This is a genomic window from Amorphus sp. 3PC139-8 (assembly GCF_040750475.1).
GTDB lineage: Bacteria > Pseudomonadota > Alphaproteobacteria > Rhizobiales > Amorphaceae > Amorphus.
The window spans coordinates 139,536-158,098 of record NZ_JABJVY010000009.1 but is presented as its reverse complement, the minus strand read 5'-3'; the positions used below and the strand labels follow the sequence as shown (position 1 = coordinate 158,098).

Genomic DNA, 18,563 nt, shown 5'->3' with positions numbered 1-18,563 from the left:
CGGCTCCCTCTTGAAACCTGCCGGTCTTTGTGGTCCAGAGGCCGTCAATTCCTTTTTGCTTCGCAAACGGCGGACGGCGATGGCCGCCCGGGCGCGTGGCGCATTCTTCCATCCGGCAAGGCGGCAACGATGAAGATCAACGGTAACGAAATCCGACCGGGCAATGTGATTGAGCACCAGGGCACGCTCTGGGCGGCGGTAAAGGTCCAGCACGTGAAGCCGGGCAAGGGTGGCGCGTTCGCCCAGGTCGAGCTGAAAAATCTGATCGATGGGCGCAAGCTCAACGAGCGCTTCCGCTCCGCCGATACGATCGAGCGCGTCCGGCTTGAGCAGAAGGACTTCCAGTATCTCTATCCGGAAGGCGACAATCTCGTCTTCATGGACACCAACACCTACGATCAGATCATGCTGTCGCAGGACTTCGTCGGCGAGCGCAGCGCCTTCCTGCAGGACGGCATGACCGTCACGGTCGAGCTCTACGAGGAACGGCCCATCGGCATCACGCTGCCTCAGCATGTGACGCTGGAGATCGCCGAGGCCGATGCCGTGGTGAAGGGCCAGACCGCCTCGTCGTCCTACAAGCCGGCGGTCTTGGAGAATGGCGTCAAGGTGATGGTGCCGCCGTTCATCGCGGCCGGCGAGAAGGTGGTGGTCGATACCTCCGACATCACCTACGTGCGGCGGGCGGACTAGAGAGCTTTTTTCGCTCGGATGGAAACATCTGAGCGACAAGAAATGGGCTCGGTTTCAATAGGTTGGGCAATTCCTTTCGGTTCGGATCGGTTCAATCCGAACGGGCATGCCCTAACTCCCATCATCGGAGCGTCGGCTCCGGTCTCTTCTTGATGGACACGCAAGTGAGGATGCGATGGCGCGTTCGGCGATCCTGAACGTCATGGTGCAGGCGGCGATGAAGGCCGGCCGCGCGCTCGCGCGCGATTTCGGCGAGGTGGAGAACCTCCAGGTTTCGCGCAAGGGGCCGGGCGACTTCGTCTCCGCGGCCGACCGCAAGGCGGAGGATATCATCCGCGCCGAATTGCAGAAGGCGCGGCCGGGCTACGGCTTCCTGATGGAGGAATCCGGCGTCACCGAAGGCAGCGATCCCCAGCATCGCTGGATTGTCGATCCGCTCGACGGCACGACCAACTTCCTGCACGGCATCCCGATTTTTGCGGTTTCCATCGCGCTGGAGCGCCAGGGCCAGATCATGGCGGGCGTGATCCTCAACCCGGTCAGCGACGAGCTCTACGTGGCAGAGCGCGGTCGCGGCGCGTTTCTGAACGACCGGCGGCTCCGCGTCTCCGCCCGGCGCGATCTCGCCGACGCGGTGATCGCGACCGGCATTCCGCATCTGGGCCGTGGCGATCACGCCCGGTTCCTGGGCGAGCTTCGGGTGATCATGAACGAGGTGTCGGGCATTCGCCGTGCCGGAGCGGCGGCGCTCGACCTCGCCTGGGTTGCGGCGGGGCGCTACGACGCCTTCTGGGAGCACGGCCTGAAACCCTGGGACATGGCGGCCGGCATGCTGATGGTGCGCGAGGCCGGCGGCTTCGTCAGCGACCTTGCCGGGCGCGATCGGATCTTCGAGACCGGGGAGATCGCGGTCGGCACGGAATTGATCCATCGCGATCTGCTGGCCCTTCTGAAAAGGGCGCAACCGGCCGGCGCGGCATAAGAATTAACGCTAGCGATAAAATCACAGGTTCGTTTTCTCCACCAAACCGGCTATCTGTGGCCGCTGCATTGCAAGGCAGCTGATCCATGGCCCGAGATCGAGACCCGTATCGCCTGTCCAGCCCGCACGTCTATCTCGTGCGTATGGTCATCTTTCTGGTGATCGCGCTGTTTGTCGGCCTGATTTTGTATCGGCCGATCGCCACCGCGTTCATGAGCAATCCCGGCCTCAACGGCCTGATCGTCTGCGTCGGGCTGATTGGCATCGCGCTCGCCTTCCGCCAGGTGGTGCGTCTCTATCCGGAGATCGGGTGGGTCAACCGCTACCGTGAGGGTCAGGCGACGGACCGGCGCGCGCCAGTGCTGCTCGGCCCGATGGCAAGCCTGCTCGGCGGGCGCTCGGAAGAGACCATGCTGAGCGCCCCTGTGATGCGCTCCATTCTCGACACGATAGGGACCCGCCTCGACGAGGCGCGCGACATCAGCCGTTACCTGACCGGCCTTCTGGTCTTCCTGGGCCTGCTCGGCACCTTCTGGGGTCTGTTGCAGACGGTGAGCTCGGTCGGGGCTACGATCCAGAATCTCGATGTCGGCGCCGGCGATGCGGCGGTGGTGTTCCAGGATCTCAAGGCCGGCCTGGAGGCACCGCTGACGGGTATGGGCACGGCCTTCTCGTCGTCGCTGTTCGGCCTGACGGGCTCGTTGATTCTCGGCTTTCTCGATCTGCAGGCGGGTCAGGCCCAGAACCGGTTCTACACGGATCTGGAAGACTGGCTGTCGACCCTGACGGAAATCGGAACCGAGCAGGGACCGGGCGAGGGGGCGCCGATTTCGGCCGCCGGATTGCAGCAGGCGATCGATCGCCTGAACCGGACCATGAAGGAGACCGGCGCCTCGGCCACGCCACCGGCGACCCAGGCGCTCGCCAATCTGGCCGAAGGTATCCAGGGGCTGGTGAATCATCTGCGCAGCGAGCAGAAGCTGATGCGCGATTGGGCGGAGGGCCAAGCGCAGCAGAATGCGCGCATCGAGCGCCTTTTGGAGCGCCTCAACGCCGCCCTGGAGCAGGACGAGAGATAGATCGGCGCTCACGCCGGCGCCGGCCGTCGGGTCGAGGATTGATCTGGAGCCGGACGATGAAAAGTGGGGGCCGGTTTTTCGTCCGGATGGAATGAACAGCGAGAGCGCATCCGCCCGCAACGAGGTTGACCGATGCCGTTGAGCGCCACCCGCCGCCGTCAGCCGCGCCCGGACTACTGGCCGGGCTTCGTCGATGCGATGGCGACGCTTCTGTTGGTGATCATCTTCCTGTTGTCGGTCTTCATGCTGGCACAGTTCTTCCTGAGCCAGGAGATCACCGGCAAGGACAATGCGCTCAATCGTCTGAATGCCCAGATCGCGGAGCTGACCGAGCTGCTTGCGCTCGAACGCGCCAATTCCGGCAGCCTGGAGGATCAGCTCGCCGTGCTGCAGGCCTCGCTTTCCGAAACGGAAGGCGAAAAGGCGACGCTGCAGAACCGGATTGCCGCCCTTCAGGCGGAAGGCGACGACGACAACGCCGGTATTCTTGCCGACCAGCTCGCCGAGGAGCAGCAGCTCAGCCAGCAGGCCCTGTCGCGGGTGGAGCTTCTGAACCAGCAGCTCACCGCGCTTCGCCGCCAGATCGCGGCGCTGGAATCGGCGCTTGCGGCCTCAGAGAATCGCGATCAGGAAAGCCAAGCGAAAATTGCCGATCTCGGCCGGCGCCTCAACGTGGCGCTTGCCCAGCGCGTCCAGGAGCTCTCGCGCTACCGCTCCGACTTCTTCGGCCGGCTGCGCCAGCTCCTGTCGGATCGCTCCAACATCAAGGTGGTGGGCGATCGGTTCGTGTTTCCGTCCGAGGTGCTGTTTCCCTCCGGCTCCGATGAGCTCAATCCGGGCGGCCAGGAAGAGCTGGACACGCTGGCGAACGAGCTGATCCAGCTCGGCAACGAGATCCCTCCCGACATCGATTGGGTGCTGCGCGTCGATGGCCACACCGACGCTCGCCCGATCAGCGGTGGCCGTTTCGCGTCCAACTGGGAGCTCTCGGCCGCCCGGGCGATCTCGGTGGTCAAATATCTGATTTCCAATGGCGTGCCGCCGGACAGGCTGGTCGCGGCCGGCTTCGGCGAGTATCAGCCCATCGCCGAGGGCGACACCCCGGAAGCCTACGCCCAGAATCGGCGCATCGAGCTGAAGCTGACGCAGCGTTAGAGCGTCGCGGCGCACTCCGGTGCGCCCGTTCGACGTCAAAGCGACAACCGGCCCTCGTCGTCGATCGGCTCCAGCCGGTCGCCACAGGCGATGTTCCAGCGCCAGATCACCAGGTTCACCTGGTCGGCCGCCGCGCCGCGCGCAAAGCTCGGCACGAGCGTCAAAGACGCTGGCGAGCAAGGTTCATTCCGCAGCCGGATCCAGCGCCGGGCGGCTGGTGACGTCGGCGCCGCGGGCGGTGTCGAATTGCAGCCGGGCGAGCCGCGCATAAAGGCCGTTCTGCGCCACCAGGCTGTGGTGGTCGCCTTCCTCCACCAGCTCGCCGCCGTCGAGCACCAGAATGCGGTCGGCCGCGAGTACGGTGGCGAGCCGGTGCGCGATCACCAGCGTGGTTCGCCCGACCATCAGTTGCTCCAGGGCCGCCTGGACCAGCGTTTCGCTTTCCGCATCAAGGGCGCTGGTGGCTTCGTCGAGGAGCAGGATAGGGGCGTCCTTCAAGATCGCGCGGGCGATCGCGATCCGCTGGCGCTGGCCGCCGGAGAGGGTGATGCCGCGCTCGCCCACCGCTGTGCCGTAGCCCTCGGGGAGATCGTCCACGAAGGAGGCGACCCGCGCGGCCTCCGCGGCGGCTTTGACTTCGGCATCCGTCGCGTCGGGGCGACCGAAGCGGATATTCTCCAGGATCGAGGTTGCGAAGATCGTCGATTCCTGCGGCACGATCGCGATCCGCTCGCGTACGGCGGCCGGGTCGGCGGCGCGCACATCGACGCCGTCGATCCGGATCGTGCCGGAGACGGGATCGTAGAAGCGCAGGAGCAGGTGGAACAGCGTGGACTTGCCGGCCCCGGACGGTCCCACGATCGCGACCGTGGTTCCCGGCGACACGTCGAAATTGACCTCGCGCAGAACCGGCATGTCGGTTCCGCTCGGATAGGCGAAGCCGACATGGTCGAACTGAACGCGGCCCTGGGCCGGAACGGGTAACGCCTCGGCAGGCTGAGGCGCGGCGATCTCGGTCCGCTCGTCCAGGAGGTCGGCCAGCCGTTCGGCCGCCCCGGCGGCCTGGGCGACTTCGCCCCAGACCTGGCTCAACTGGCCGAGCGAGCTGGAGGCAAGCACGGCATAGAGCACGAACTGGCCAAGCGTGCCGGGGGTGAGGTTGCCGGCCAACACATCCTGGGCGCCGACCCACAGTACCACGACGACGCTGGCGGTGACCATGAACATGGCAACCGTCGTCAGAACCGCGCGCGCGGCCGTCGCGGAGCGGGCATTTTGAAAGGCGAGCTCCACGTCGGCCTGGTAGCGCCGTGCGGCCGCCTCTTCCGCGGTGAAGGCCTGCAGCGTCCGGACCGCGCCGATCGCCTCGGTGGCGAACGCGGAGGCATTGGCGAGCGTGTCCTGGGCCAGGCGCGAGCGGCGGCGGACTGACCGCCCAAACGCCACCAGCGGCAGCACGATGAACGGGATCGCGACCAGCACCAGCGCCGAAAGCCACGGGCTCGTGATCACCATCAAGGAGACCGCACCGACGAACAGGAACAGGTTGCGCAGCGCGATCGAGGCGCTTGCCCCGACGGCGGCCTTGATCTGGGTGGTGTCGGCGGTCAGCCGGGAGACGATCTCGCCGGACAGCGTGCGATCGAAGAAGGCGGGGGAGAGCCGCGCGACGTGGGCGAACACGTCGGCCCGGACGTCCGCCATTACCCGTTCCCCGATCCAGGTGACGAAGTAGTAGCGCAGGCCGCTCGCCACCGCGAGCACCGTCACCACCACGATCAGCATCATGAAATATTTGTCGATGAAGCTGGAATCGGCCTGGTTGAAACCGTGATCGATCATGCGCCGCACGGCGAGCGGCAGGGCCAGCGTCGCCCCGGAGGCGGCGATCAGCGCCACCAGCGCGGCCGCCATGGGCCAGCGATAGCGCAGAACATAGGGCTTCAGCAGCTTCAGGGGGCCGAGCTTCGGTCTGCCGCGCTTACCGGAAGTCGGGTCGGGACTTTCGGCATCGCTGGCTCGTTGCGTTCGTCCCACGTCGACCTCTTCTTGTCGTTTGCGCGTTGCGCGCCAAATCGCCCTGATTGGTGTTGCCCCCGAGGCTTCGCGCTTGTCAACGCGGGGGTGGCCATTCACCGCAGGCGCGCGCGCATCGTTTCCGGCACTTGCGCCGGCCGGGATCGCGGGCTATATCGGCGCCCTTATCGTGTTTTCGTGGCGGAACCTATCGTTTTGCCCTAAAATGAACGATCCGGCGCGGGAAGGGATCTTTGCCGATCCAACGACCGCTCCAAGGCCGTGCGCCCCGGTTTTTTCGGACGTGCGCACGCCGAAGGCGGGCCGGGCCCGCGAGCAGAAGAATTCGAACACACGCGATCAGGCGAAGCGAACGATGAAAAAAGACATTCACCCCGACTATCACCGGGTCAAGGTCGTGATGACCGACGGCACCGAGTTCTGGACCCGTTCGACCTTCGGCGAGGAAGGCGACACCATTCGCCTCGACATCGACCCGACCACCCATCCGGCCTGGACCGGCGGCGAGACCCGCCTGATGGACCGCGGCGGTCGCGTGTCGCGCTTCAAGAACAAGTACAAGGGCCTGCTCGGGAACTGATCCGGCGGGTTTCGCGCGGCACGCGCGGACGCTGCATTGGCCTGACATCACGCTGGGGTGCGATCGGGAGACCGGTCGCGCCCTTTTTGCGTTTTTTCGCTCACGCCAGTTCGCTCCGCCCACGGCTGCGCGGGCGCGGCCTCCGGCCGGCGCGCGGTCGCGCCCTGGCTTCGCGAAATCCCGGGACAAGTGGGGAGCGCTTTTCCGGGAGGGTTCTTTTCGCTCACGACTGTCGCGCTTTGCGCGATGTCTCCGCGGGGGCAGCCTCCGGCCGGCGCGCGGTCGCGCCCTGGCTTCGCGAAATCCCGGGACAAGTGCGGAGCGCTTTTCCGGTCGCCCGTCGGCAGCGAGCGGACAAAAAAAGAGCCGCCTTTTCGCAGGCGGCTCTGAAAGTATCAGTAAGGAGGCGTCAAACGGAGTGGATGAACCACTCGGATCCAGCGGGCTGGATGAGTGTGTTGATAGGTTGGAAACCTTAATGAATGGTTAACGCTCCGATTTCTGCGGTGCGGCGCGGGTCTCGGCCTCATCCTTCTTCGCGGTTCAGGTCCGGAGCACCGATGCGATTCGCTTGATCGCCCGGTCGATGCTCGCCTCGGTATGGTAGCAGGCGAACCCGAAGCGCAGCCGGTCGCCCCGCACGTCGGTGACGATGTTCTCCGCCAGCAGGCGTCGATGCAGCGAGCCCGCATCCGGCGTTTCGAAGGTCAGGAAATGGCCGCGATTTACGTTCGCTCCCACCGGCGTCACCAGTCGGGCGGAGGTGAGCGGCACGATCTTCTCCTTCTCGGTGCCGGCCAGGAAACGGTCCTGCAGCCCCAGCACGTGGGCGTGGATGGCGGGGACCGTGAGCCCGATCTCGTCCATCCAGGCAAACACCGCCTGCATGCGATAGAGCCCGCTCGGATCGAACGTGGAGCCGAAGAAGCGCATACCGTCGCGGGAGTAGCCGACCCCGCCGCCGGCCTCCTCAAGGGCGGCGAAGGCGGCGTACCAGCCGGTATCGCGCGGCCTGGGGCCGTAGCCGGGTGGACAGTGCAGGAAGCAGGCGCCTTCGCCGCTCATGGCGTATTTGTAGCCGCCGGCAACATAGAAAATCCGCTGCGAGACGGCGGACAGGTCGGTCGGTACCGCCATGAAGCCGTGATAGCCATCCACCACCACGAACGTCTCCGGGTCCGGTACGGCGGCGGCCAGCGCGGCGATGTCCGGCCCGATGGCGCCGGAGGAGAAGAAGACCTGGCTCACGAACACCATGTCGTGGCCGCCGGCGGCGGCCTTCTCGCACAGCCGGTCGGCCAGCGTGTCGAACGGTTCCGCCGTCACCCGGTCCACCACGATGAGTCCATCCTCTTCCAGCCGGGCGGTCTGGCGGGAGAAGGAATGGAACTCCGCGTCGCTCGACAGGATCCGGACCGGCCGGTCCGCCGGAAAGCAGGACAACAGCCGCTTCAGGAACTCGTGGGTGTTGGGCGCAAACGTGATTGTCGTGGGGTCGGGCAGGGAGAGCCGGGCGGCGATCGCCTGTTGCACCGCCGGAACCACCTCTTCGAACACCGTCGACCATTTCTGGTCGGCAAGGCGGGCGGCATCGGCCCAGGCGCGCTCCTGACCCGATGCGCTCGCGTCGGGCCAGTAGTGATGGCTGTGGGCCGCCAGGTGAATGCGCCCGGGAGCGGCCCCCAGGAAGCGGCTGAAATGTGCGGTCAGGTCGAGGCTCACTCCGCCGGCTCCTCGGCGTAGACGTAGCCCATCATGCGTTCCACGTCGGCCGGCAGCGCGGGAAGCGCGGAGCGCGGGATCAGATAGGTCGACAGGTGGAAGAGGTCGGAGAAGATCCGGTGCTTCTCCGCCGTCTGGCGCAGATAATCATGGCCGGACGAGCCGCCGGTGCCGATCTTCACGCCGATCATTCGCTGGACCATGAGCGCATGGCGGTAGCGCCAGAGCGTCATGGTCTCGTCGATGTCCATCAGCGTCTGGAAAATGCGGCTGGGAACGTGCAGAACCGGCCGGTCGGAATAGACCGTGATGAACAGGGCGGCCTGCACCGCCTGGGGCGACATGCGCCAGGCATCGGAATGGGCTTCGGGATCGAACAGCGCCTTGAACGAGGTCTTCGCCTTTTCCAGCGCCAGAGCCTCCGCCTCGCGCTGATCGGCGTTGAGTCCCTGGTTGGAGCGCAGCGTCTGGATGTCCTTGGTGAGGAAATCCAGCACCGCCTTGCGATAGGCCTCGGAGAAGGCGAAGCTTCCGGCCTTCACGAACGGCGTGCGCGAGAGCCAGGTATCGAGCTGTTCGACCAGCGACGGACGGTTTTCCGCCTCGGTTAGCAGCGCGCTTTCTTCCGCTTTCAGACGGCTGTGCACGCCGGTGCCGTCGTAAAGCAGCCGATGCTCCGGGCTGAGCCCGAGACGGGTTTCCACCAGCCGGAATTGCAGCGACTGGAAGCCGGAACCGGAGGTGAGCAGGTCGCGAAACTCCAGGAAGTCCTGGGGCGTCATGGTTTCCAGCACGTCGATCTGGCGTACCAGCAGCTTCAGGATCTCGTTGACCCGCAATGCGGAGTGCAGGATTTGGCCCATCCGCCAATCGTCGATGGTCTCGTGAGCGAAATTGGCCTGAATCCGGTCGATCTCGTGCAGGATCTGCTTGAACCAGAGTTCGTAGGTCTGGTGGATGATGATGAACAACATCTCGTCGTGCGCCTCGCGCCCGACCTTGGCACTCTGGAGATCCTGCGCGTTCAGGACCTGGTCGAGACGAAGATAGTCGGCGTAGCCGATCTCTGTGGGATGAGGGGAGGCCATCGCGGTCACCTTCAACTGCATTGCCCGGGCAAGGCCGGTCGACCCCGAGCCTATCCGATCAAGCAATTAGTTTTAAGTTTAAAATAAATCGACGGAATCTTGTCGCGAAGACCGTTCCCTGCCGAGCTTTCCGCAAGACAGGTGTCTCGAAAAAAATGCCCCGCGCGAGGCGGGGCAGTGGGAGGGAACCCTGGAGCGCTTCCAGGCCAAGTGGAAACCGTCTGGCTGTTCGAAAGCGCGTCGAAACAATAACTTAGACCCGCTCCGTGGTTCCGGGAAACGCGGAACGGGTCAAGCTTTCGGGACTGCGTGTTACTGAACCTCGTTGGCCAACACGCAGAGATCTTCCAGCGAGTCCTGGAAGCGCGCCGGGTGAGCCAGGACTTCCTCGCACTGGCTCAGGAGGGCCTGACGTTCGGCCGCCGACATGGAGTTTAGACGACCGGCGACCTGTTGGCTCATGCCGGTGTCGGGGCCTGCGGTCCCGGCCGAGGCACTCGTGCTGGAGCCGGCACCGCCGGTCGCGCCGGAGCCGCCGGACCCGACCGTGGCATTGCCACCACCGGTGGAGCCGCCACCACCCGCCGTGTCGCTGTCCGTTCCGCCGCCGGGTGTGCCCGGAGTCCCGGTGCCAGGTCCGGATCCGCCGCCGCCGATTCCGACGTCGACACCGGTGTCGATGCCATCGCCACCGCCGATGGAAGCGCCGACCCCGGCGTCCACGCCGCTACCGCCGCCAACGGAGGCACTTGCGCCGGCATCCACGCCGTTGCCGCCCCCCGCGGAGGCGCCGACGCCGGCGTTCACACCGTCGCTGCCACCGACGGACGCGCCGACACCTGCATCGACGCCGTCACCTCCACCAACCGAAGCGCCGGCGCCCGCATCGACCCCGCCGCTTCCGCCGACCGAGGCGCTGGCTCCTGCATCCACGCCGTCACCGTCTCCCACGGAGGCGCCCGCGTTTGCATCCACACCGTCGCTTCCGCCAACGGAGGCGTCGGCACCGGCATCCACGCCGTCGCCACCTCCGGCCGAGGCGCCGGCGTCGGCATCGACGCCGTTATTGCCCCCAACCGATGCGTCGACCCCAACCCCGATGCCGTTGCCGCCGCCAACGGAGGCACCAATGCCCACGCCGACCCCGTTGTCACCGCCGATGCCCACGCCGGCACCCGCTCCGATGCCGCCATTGTCCTGAGCCAATGCCGATCCCGGTAGCGCGATGAAAGCGAGCAGAGCCAGCGTGGCGCAACTTGCGTTCGGGACTTTGACGAAAGCCTGCATGATGTTCCTCCTCACACCCAGAAGTCGTGTGGGAGGATAATGCGGAGATCCGCAGTCGGTTCCCGCAAAGATTAACGGACGAGTGCGGCGTGCAACTGTTGCGGCGGCGCCAAATCTCTCTTTCTTCTTCCAGCAAGACTTTGCGCATTTACGCGCGCAAAGCCGTTTGCGCGGTCTGTGCAGATGGGTGCGCAACGTCGCCGTGGAGGGTGGCAAGCGCGTTGCGCACGATGCGCAGGCCGGCTCCGTCGGCGAGCGTCATGATCGATTCCGGATGGAACTGAACGGCGGCGATCGGCTCCTCCCGATGCTCGATCGCCATGATCGCCCCGTCCTCGGTTGTCGCCGTGACTTCGAATGAGGCCGGCAGATGCTCCGGATCGGCGACCAGCGAATGGTAGCGGCCGACCGACAGACGCGGATCGAGCCCGTCGAACAGCCGGGCGTCGGAATGAATCGTCACCTTGGAGCTCTTGCCGTGAACGGGAACGGGAAGCTGCCGCAATTGGCCGCCGAACGCCTCCACCAGCGCCTGAAGCCCTAGGCAGACCCCGAAGATCGGCAGGTTATGGGCGCGGGCGGCGGCGATGGTTTCCCGGCAGCGGAAATCGTCCGGCCGGCCGGGACCGGGCGAAAGCACGACAAGATCCGGCGCAATCCGGTCGAGGGTCGCATCTGCGATCGGGCCGCGAAGGGTGGTGACGTCGGCGCCCGCCTGGCGGAGATAGTTCGCCAGCGTGTGCACGAAAGAGTCCTCGTGATCGACCAGAAGGACGCGGCGCTTCGGTCCCGCCGGCGCCGGTGTCTCGGCGGTGTTGGCGGCGATCGGCATTCCGGCGCTGCGGATGGCGGCCAGCATGGCGGAGGCCTTGAGCTCGGTCTCCTTTTCCTCCGCCTCCGGATCGGAGTCGGCAAGCACGGTCGCGCCGGCCCGCACTTCGGCGATGCCGTCCTTGATGCGCACGGTGCGCAGCGTCAGGCCGGTGTTCATGTCTCCGTTAAACAGGATCATCCCGACCGCGCCGCCATACCAGCCCCGCGACGTCCGCTCGTTGGCTTCGATGAAGCGCATCGCCCAGCGCTTGGGCGCGCCGGTGACCGTCACCGCCCAGGCGTGCGACAGGAAGGCGTCGAGGGCATCGCGATCGTCCGTCAGGGTGCCCTCGATATGGTCGACGGTGTGGATCAGGCGGGAGTACATTTCGATCTGGCGCCGCCCCAGCACCCGCACGCTGCCCGGCACGCATACCCGGCTCTTGTCGTTGCGGTCGACGTCGGAGCACATGGTGAGCTCGGTCTCGTCCTTGGCGGAGTTCAGAAGCTTGCGGATCTGGGCCTCGTCCTCGATGGCGTCGCGGCCACGCGCGATGGTGCCGGAGATCGGGCAGGTCTCCACGCGCTTGCCGGTCACCCGGACGAACATTTCCGGCGAGGCGCCGACCAGATATTCGCCGTCGCCGAGATTGATGAAGAAGCCGTAGGGGCTGGGGTTGATGGCGGTCAGCCGGCGGCTGACGGCGGAAGGCGGCGCGCTGCAGGGCTCGCGGAACACCTGGCTCGGCACCACCTCGAACAGCTCGCCTCGGGAAAACGGCCCGAAGGCGGTGCGGACCGTATCGGCATACTCGCCGGGCTGGTGATCGCCCTCGACGACGGCGGCCGGAGAGACGGTGTAGGGTTCGTGCGTGCCGTCGCGCGCCAGTCCCGCGGTCGTCGCGCCTTCGACCTCGAACTCGTAGGTGTAGACGGTTGCCGCCCGGGCATCGTGATCGACCACCAGGATTTCATCGGGGAGGTAGAGCACGAGGTCGCGCTGATCGATCGGGCGTGGAATCTGGTGTTCGATTGGGTCGAACTGCAGCGCGAGATCGTAGCCGAAGGCACCGGCAAGCCCGAGCTTGTCGTCCTCGTGGCTGGCGAAATACGCGGTGATCGCCCTGACCACCCCGAACACCGATGGCTGGCGGCTGCGCTCTTCTTCGGCGAAGACCTCGGTGCCGGGGATCACGTCCAGCGCGACGCTGTCGGCGGTCGTAGCCGTGACCGCCACGAAATCGAGGGTATTCACGGCCGCGACGAGCGCCGGCAGCAACACCCGCCCGCGCGCGTTCAACGCGGTGAGCGTGACGGCATATCCTTTCGCCTCGACCGAAATCGGCGGATTGACGAGCGCGAAATCCCAGCGGGAGTACCGGCCGGGATATTCGTAGGTGGAGGAGAACACCGCGCCGCGTTCGCCGTCGAGCCGCTCGACGAAGCGGTCTGCCGCGCCGGCATAGGCAACGTTGCTACTGGTTCGGCGCACGGTGACGCCGCCATCGGTCTGGTAAGTGGTTTCGGCAATGGTCCGCATCGTCGAGAGCTCCTGGCTGGGAGGACGAGCGGGGACAAGTGCCATGGTGCCGCCGGTCGTCCCGGGCGGCACGTTTGATCGGAGAATACCCCTCCTACCGCGCCGCCGAAGGTGCGGCGCGCCACCAACGGGCGCTAAGGGGTGCTACGATCATCATGCGGCGATCGTTACGCGAGCTTGCCGGTTTGCGCAAGTGGGACGTGTCGCCCACGGATTTTGCCCTATGATTTCTATGGGGAGGCGCCGGTGCCACCTTGTTGCCGTCGTCCAGAGGGCAGGATGATCGTCCACACACCCGCAAAGGGGAGGGGCCATGGTGGAGAGCTACGATCTCGCCGTTATCGGGGGCGGGGTCAACGGCGTGGCGATCGCGCGCGATGCCGCCGGCCGCGGCTTGACGGTGTTCCTGGCCGAACGCGCCGACCTTGCCGGCGCAACCTCGTCGGCTTCGACCAAGCTCATTCATGGTGGTCTGCGTTATCTGGAACAGGGCGCTTTCCGTTTGGTGCGCGAAGCGCTGCACGAGCGCGATGTTCTTCTGAAAAGCGCGCCGCACATCATCTGGCCCTTGCGGTTCGTGTTGCCGGTCTCGCGCGGCGGGCGGCCGTTCTGGATGCTCCGTCTCGGTCTTGCGATTTACGATCGCCTGGGCGGTGAGACCTCGCTTGCCGGCACCAAGGTACTCGATCTGCGCGACGACGTGGCCGGTGCGCCGCTGTCCGACCCGTCCAAGGCGCTGGAATATTCCGACTGTTGGGTGGATGACGCGCGGTTGGTGGTGTTGCTTGCCCGCGACGCGGCCGATCTCGGCGCCCGCATCGCGACCCGGACGCCATGCGTGTCGGCGAAGATCAGCGACGGGCGCTGGCGCTTGCGATTGGAGCCGGAACACGGCAGGCCGTATGAGATCACCGCAAGCGCGCTGGTGAATGCCGCGGGGCCGTGGGTCGATCGGGTCGAGGCCTCCGTGGTGGGCGATGCCAGCCCGGGCCATATCCGTCTGGTGCGCGGCAGCCATATCGTGGTGCGTCGTGCGTTGCCGGCGGGACGGGCCTACATCCTTCAGAACGTCGACCGCCGCATTGTGTTCGCGATCCCCTACGAAGGCGAGTTCACGCTGATCGGCACCACGGATGTGGACGTCACCGGCGATCCGGCGGCCGTCGCGGCGCCGAGCGAGGAGGAAATCGCCTATCTGCTGGACGCGGTGAACCGGCATTTTACCAAGCCGATCACGCGCTCGGACGTGCACTGGAGCTATGGCGGCGTCCGCCCGCTTTACGATGATGGCGCCAAGGCCGCGCAAAGCGCCACCCGCGACTATGTGCTGGCGCTTGCCGCCGAGGACGGCGCCCCGGCGCAGCTCAACATCTATGGCGGCAAGATCACCACGTTCCGCCGGTTGGCCGAGCATGCCCTGGAGCGGCTGAAACCGCATCTGCCGGCCCATCGCGGCCCCTGGACGGCGAGCGCGCCGCTGCCGGGCGGCGACTTTTCCAAGGAGAATGTCGACAGGCTGCGCACCGATCTGAAGGCGCGCTATCCCTTCCTCGCGCCCAAGACTGCGACCCGCCTGGTGCGCAGCTATGGCACGCTTGCCTATGACCTTTTGGGCGAGGCCAGAAGTGCGGACGATCTCGGCCGGTGCTTTTGCGGGGATCTGAGCGAACGCGAGGTCGGATATCTGGTGGAACGCGAGTTCGCCATGACGGCGGAGGATATTCTCTGGCGGCGCTCCAAGCTCGGCCTGTGGGCGAGCCTCGACGAGGCGGTGGCGCTCGATACTTTCCTGGGCGAGCGCCGTGCCGCCAGCCCGGAGCGGTGACCGCTCCCTGATCGTGGCAAGAGGTCGTGCCGGCCGGCGTCGCCCCTGATAGGGTCTCGCTCCAAAGCCAACACGACCGGGAGAGCGCCATGGCGGATACGATCCTCGCGATCGATCAGGGAACCACTTCGAGCCGGGCGATGCTGTTTCCCGCCCCGACCAAGGTTGCGGCCGTCGCCCAGGAGGAGTTCGCCCAATCCTATCCACGTTCCGGGTGGGTCGAGCACGATCCCGGCACGATCCTGGAGACCACGGTCCGCACCGTTCGCGACGTCTTGGCCAAAAATGGCACCGAGGCGGGAGACATCGCTGCCCTTGGCATCACCAACCAGCGCGAGACCACGCTGGTGTGGGAGCGGGAGACCGGGCAGCCGATCGCGCCGGCGATCGTCTGGCAGGACCGGCGCACCCATGGCGTTTGCGAACGCCTGAAGGCGGAGGGGGCGGAGGCGCTGGTTTCCGAGCGCACCGGCCTGGTGCTGGACCCCTACTTTTCCGCAACCAAGATCGCCTGGCTGCTGGACCAGGTCGATGGTGCGCGCAGGGCGGCGGAGGCCGGCAAACTCGCCTTCGGCACGGTGGATAGCTGGCTGATCTGGCATCTGACCGGCGGGCGCGTGCACGCCACCGATGCAACGAACGCGTCGCGGACGCTGCTCTACGATATCCGCGAAAATCGTTGGGACGAGGACCTCTGCGCCCTGTTCGGCGTCCCGCGTGCGCTTCTGCCGGAGGTCTATGACAGCGACGGCGATTTCGGTGCCACGGATCCGGCGCTCTTCGGGGCGGCGATCCCAATCCGCGGCGTTGCGGGCGATCAACAGGCGGCGACCCTCGGCCAGGCTTGCTTCCGGCCCGGCATGATGAAGACGACCTACGGTACCGGCGCGTTCGCCCTGCTCGTCACCGGCGACACCCCGGTCGCCTCGGCCAATCGGCTGTTGACGACGATCGCGGTGCGCCGCGCGGGGCGCACCCGCTACGCGCTGGAAGGGGCGATCTTCGTCGCAGGCGCGGCGGTGCAATGGCTACGCGACGGGCTGGGTCTCGTGGGGCACGCGGCGGAGACGGGCCCGCTCGCCGACCGCGCCGATCCCGATCAGGACGTCTATTTGGTGCCCGCCTTCACCGGCCTTGGCGCGCCGCATTGGGACGCGGAAGCGCGCGGCGCGATCTTCGGGCTGACGCGCGGCACGGGTCCGGCCGAGCTCGCCCGCGCCGCGCTGGAGGCCGTTTGCTTCCAGACCGCCGATCTCTACGACGCCATGCGTCAGGACGCCGCCGGCGGCGAGGCGACGGTGCTGCGCGTCGATGGCGGCATGGCGGCGAGCGACTGGACCATGCAGCGCCTCGCCGATCTTCTGGCCGCTCCCGTCGACCGGCCGGCGATTTCCGAAACCACGGCCCTGGGCGCGGCGTGGCTTGCCGGTCAGGCAGTTGGCGTGTGGCCGGACGAGGAGGGGTTTGCCCGGATGTGGGCGCGCGAGCGCCGCTTCGAACCGCAGATGGCGGACGGCGAACGCCGCCGCCGGATCGCCGGCTGGCGCGACGCGGTGCGCCGGACGTTAACGCAGAAATAGCTGCGCGTGCGCCTAGGCGGGAACCGATCCGACCTGCCCATGTGGTTGCCCTTTCGGAGCAATCTGGGATCGGCTAGAACTATCGCTACACTCGGCCGGTCCAGCGAACGCAACGGGGGATTGCGACATGCCTCGTGCGTGGCCGGCCACAGCAGGAGGGAGTGTTTCATGGCAATCAATCGTTGGATGACGGCCGCGTCCGTCGCCGCCGCGACCGCGGTGGCCTTTGCGGCGCCGGCGTTTGCCCAGGACCTCAAGATCGGCGCGTTGATGCCGATGACGGGCGATCTCTCGGCCTATGGTGAGGCCGATCTCAGCGGCATTCAGCTCGCCGCCGACGAGATCAACAAGGCCGGCGGCAAGATCGACGTCATCGTGGCCGACACCCAGACCAATCCGCAGGCCGGCGTCGACGCCGCCCAGAAGCTCGTCAACGTGGAAGGCGTGAACGCCATCATCGGCGCTCTCTCCTCGGGCGTGACGATCCCGGTGGCGACCTCGGTGACCAGCCGCGAAGGCGTGGTTCAGATCTCCGGCGCCTCCACCTCGCCGACGATCAGCACCTTGAACGACAACGACTTCCTGTTCCGCACCGTGCCGTCCGACGCCTTCCAGGGCATCGCGCTGGCCAAGCTTGTGAAGGAAAAGGGCGTCGACAACGTCTCCATCATCTACGTCAACAACGCATACGGCGAGGGGCTGGCCAAGGCGTTCGAGAAGTCGTTCACCGGCGAGCAGGGCGGCACCGTCAGCGAATCGATCCCGTTCGAGCAGGGCCAGTCGTCCTATCGCGGCGAGTTGCAGCGCGCCGACACCGACGACGCCCAGGCGCTGCTTCTGGTCGCCTATCCGGAGAACGGCATCGTGATCCTGCGCCAGGCGCTGGAAGGCGGCCACTTCGACAAGTTCATCTTCACCGACGGCATGAAGGCGCCGGAAGTGGTCGAGCAGATCGGGGCCGACTACGTCAACGGCTCCTACGGCACCGTGCCGCAGTCGCCGGAGAGCGAAGGCCTCAAGACCTTCCAGAAGGCGTACGAGGCTAAATTCGGCGAGGTGCCGCCGCTGCCTTATATCGACACCGCCTATGACGCGACCATTCTGGTCTCGCTCGCCGCGGTGAAGGCCGGCTCCAACGACCGCGCCGCGATCCGCGACGCGCTGCGCGAGGTGGCCTCTCCTCCCGGCCAGAAGGTCGGCCCGGGCGACTACGCCAAGGCGGTGGAGCTGATCAAGGCCGGCACCGACATCAACTATGAGGGGGCTGCCGGCTCCCAGGACTTCGACGACAACGGCGACGTTCCGGGCACGATCGGCGAATGGGCCTTCCAGGACGGCAAGATCGTCGACCTCGGCCTGATCGAGCTGAAGTAGGTCGCACTTTTTCGCGACGGACGGATAAGACGGCGCGGGCCCTGCGGGGCCCGCGTTTTTTGTGGGTGGACCTGGCCTCGGATCCGTTTGAAGGTCGATCGAGTGCGAATGCGTGGATCAGTGATGATGCGTTGGGTGCGATCTCTGGCTTTCCTCGTAGTGTGCGCCTTGCTCGCCGGCTGCGTGCAGGTCAGTACCGACGTGGACTCCTATTCCGTCATTCCCGCAAATATCGAGCCGAAGACCGTCTATGTCGCGCCCTATAAGGGCATGGACGGCGCCTCTCTGCCGTGGCGGGCGAATGCTCAGATCCTGGCGAAGATATTGGCGGAAAAGGGCTTCACGGTCGTTGGGAGCCGCAAGCAGGCGCGCCTGGTCGCCTTTTTCGGCTTCGGCGTCGACAAAGGCGAGCGGGTGACCACCCAATATCTGATCCCGCAATGGGGTTATGTCTGGCCCGGTGCCGGCTTCTATGGCGGACCGTTTTATGGCGGACCGGGCCCCTATTGGGGTTGGGGATGGGGCTCGCCCTATGCCGTCGGGCCGTATTACGGGGTGGTCGGCTACACGACGGGACTGAAGACGGAAACGATCTTCACCCGCTCCGCCTCCATCGACATGATCGATACACGGAGCGGGAAGAAGGTGTTCCAGGGCCGGGGCGTCAGCCGGGGCACCTGCGCGTCGTTCGCGCCGGTTGCCGAGCCCATGTTGCGCGCCGTGCTGGCGAATTTCCCCGCCGGCAAGGCGGGCCGAGTGACGCTTCCCGCAGGGGATGGATGTTAAAGCAAGGGGGGAGCCGGTCTTC

The 18,563-nt window shown here is 66.4% G+C and carries 14 protein-coding genes; 9 read left to right on the top strand and 5 right to left on the bottom strand.

Annotation, left to right across the window (positions count from 1 at the left end):
* The first annotated feature begins 129 nt into the window (after positions 1-129).
* From efp to HNS03_RS10935, 4 genes are all read left to right on the top strand, one after another.
* Positions 130-693, top strand: coding sequence for an elongation factor P (gene efp / locus HNS03_RS10950; protein WP_367195273.1), 564 nt, complete (start codon positions 130-132; stop codon positions 691-693).
* Positions 694-868: 175 nt separating this feature from the next.
* The gene (locus tag HNS03_RS10945; RefSeq protein WP_367195272.1) at positions 869-1,675 is read left to right on the top strand and encodes an inositol monophosphatase family protein; all 807 of its coding nucleotides are present in this window, start codon (positions 869-871) and stop codon (positions 1,673-1,675) included.
* Between the two features lie 86 nt (positions 1,676-1,761).
* Positions 1,762-2,754 carry a flagellar motor protein MotA gene (locus HNS03_RS10940; RefSeq protein ID WP_367195270.1) on the top strand — a complete coding sequence of 331 codons (993 nt, stop codon included), beginning with the start codon at positions 1,762-1,764 and terminating at the stop codon, positions 2,752-2,754.
* 132 nt (positions 2,755-2,886) lie between these two features.
* Complete coding sequence (locus HNS03_RS10935) at positions 2,887-3,909, top strand: peptidoglycan -binding protein (protein WP_367195269.1); 1,023 nt, start codon at positions 2,887-2,889, stop codon at positions 3,907-3,909.
* 183 nt (positions 3,910-4,092) lie between these two features.
* Here HNS03_RS10935 and HNS03_RS10930 read toward each other — a convergent pair whose 3' ends face one another.
* A complete protein-coding gene (locus HNS03_RS10930; RefSeq protein WP_367195267.1) occupies positions 4,093-5,946 on the bottom strand; it encodes an ABC transporter transmembrane domain-containing protein in 1,854 nt (617 codons plus the stop codon).
* A gap of 355 nt (positions 5,947-6,301) precedes the next feature.
* Between HNS03_RS10930 and rpmE the strand changes: the two genes are divergently transcribed.
* Entirely contained in the window at positions 6,302-6,526 is a 225-nt protein-coding gene (gene rpmE, locus HNS03_RS10925; RefSeq protein ID WP_367195266.1) for a 50S ribosomal protein L31, read from the top strand.
* Between the two features lie 543 nt (positions 6,527-7,069).
* Here rpmE and HNS03_RS10920 read toward each other — a convergent pair.
* The 4 genes from HNS03_RS10920 to HNS03_RS10905 all read right to left on the bottom strand — a co-directional run bounded on the left by HNS03_RS10920 (position 7,070) and on the right by HNS03_RS10905 (position 12,976).
* Positions 7,070-8,248: an aminotransferase class V-fold PLP-dependent enzyme gene (locus tag HNS03_RS10920; RefSeq protein ID WP_367195264.1), complete on the bottom strand. Its 1,179-nt coding sequence runs from the start codon at positions 8,246-8,248 to the stop codon at positions 7,070-7,072.
* Entirely contained in the window at positions 8,245-9,336 is a 1,092-nt protein-coding gene (locus tag HNS03_RS10915; protein WP_367195262.1) for a tryptophan 2,3-dioxygenase family protein, read from the bottom strand. Before HNS03_RS10915 ends, HNS03_RS10920 begins: the two co-directional genes overlap by 4 nt.
* Before the next feature lie 312 nt (positions 9,337-9,648).
* A complete protein-coding gene (locus tag HNS03_RS10910) occupies positions 9,649-10,623 on the bottom strand; it encodes a hypothetical protein (protein WP_367195261.1) in 975 nt (324 codons plus the stop codon).
* 148 nt (positions 10,624-10,771) lie between these two features.
* Complete coding sequence (locus tag HNS03_RS10905; protein ID WP_367195260.1) at positions 10,772-12,976, bottom strand: anthranilate synthase component I; 2,205 nt, start codon at positions 12,974-12,976, stop codon at positions 10,772-10,774.
* Positions 12,977-13,289: 313 nt separating this feature from the next.
* Between HNS03_RS10905 and glpD the strand changes: the two genes are divergently transcribed.
* From glpD to HNS03_RS10885, 4 genes are all read left to right on the top strand, one after another.
* Entirely contained in the window at positions 13,290-14,801 is a 1,512-nt protein-coding gene (gene glpD, locus HNS03_RS10900; protein ID WP_367195258.1) for a glycerol-3-phosphate dehydrogenase, read from the top strand.
* Positions 14,802-14,890: 89 nt separating this feature from the next.
* On the top strand, positions 14,891-16,381 hold the full coding sequence (gene glpK / locus HNS03_RS10895) for a glycerol kinase GlpK (RefSeq protein ID WP_367195257.1): 1,491 nt from the start codon (positions 14,891-14,893) through the stop codon (positions 16,379-16,381).
* Positions 16,382-16,549: 168 nt separating this feature from the next.
* A complete protein-coding gene (locus HNS03_RS10890) occupies positions 16,550-17,755 on the top strand; it encodes an ABC transporter substrate-binding protein (protein WP_367195256.1) in 1,206 nt (401 codons plus the stop codon).
* Positions 17,756-17,878: 123 nt separating this feature from the next.
* Positions 17,879-18,541, top strand: coding sequence for a DUF4136 domain-containing protein (locus HNS03_RS10885; RefSeq protein ID WP_367195255.1), 663 nt, complete (start codon positions 17,879-17,881; stop codon positions 18,539-18,541).
* The last annotated feature ends 22 nt before the right edge of the window (positions 18,542-18,563 follow it).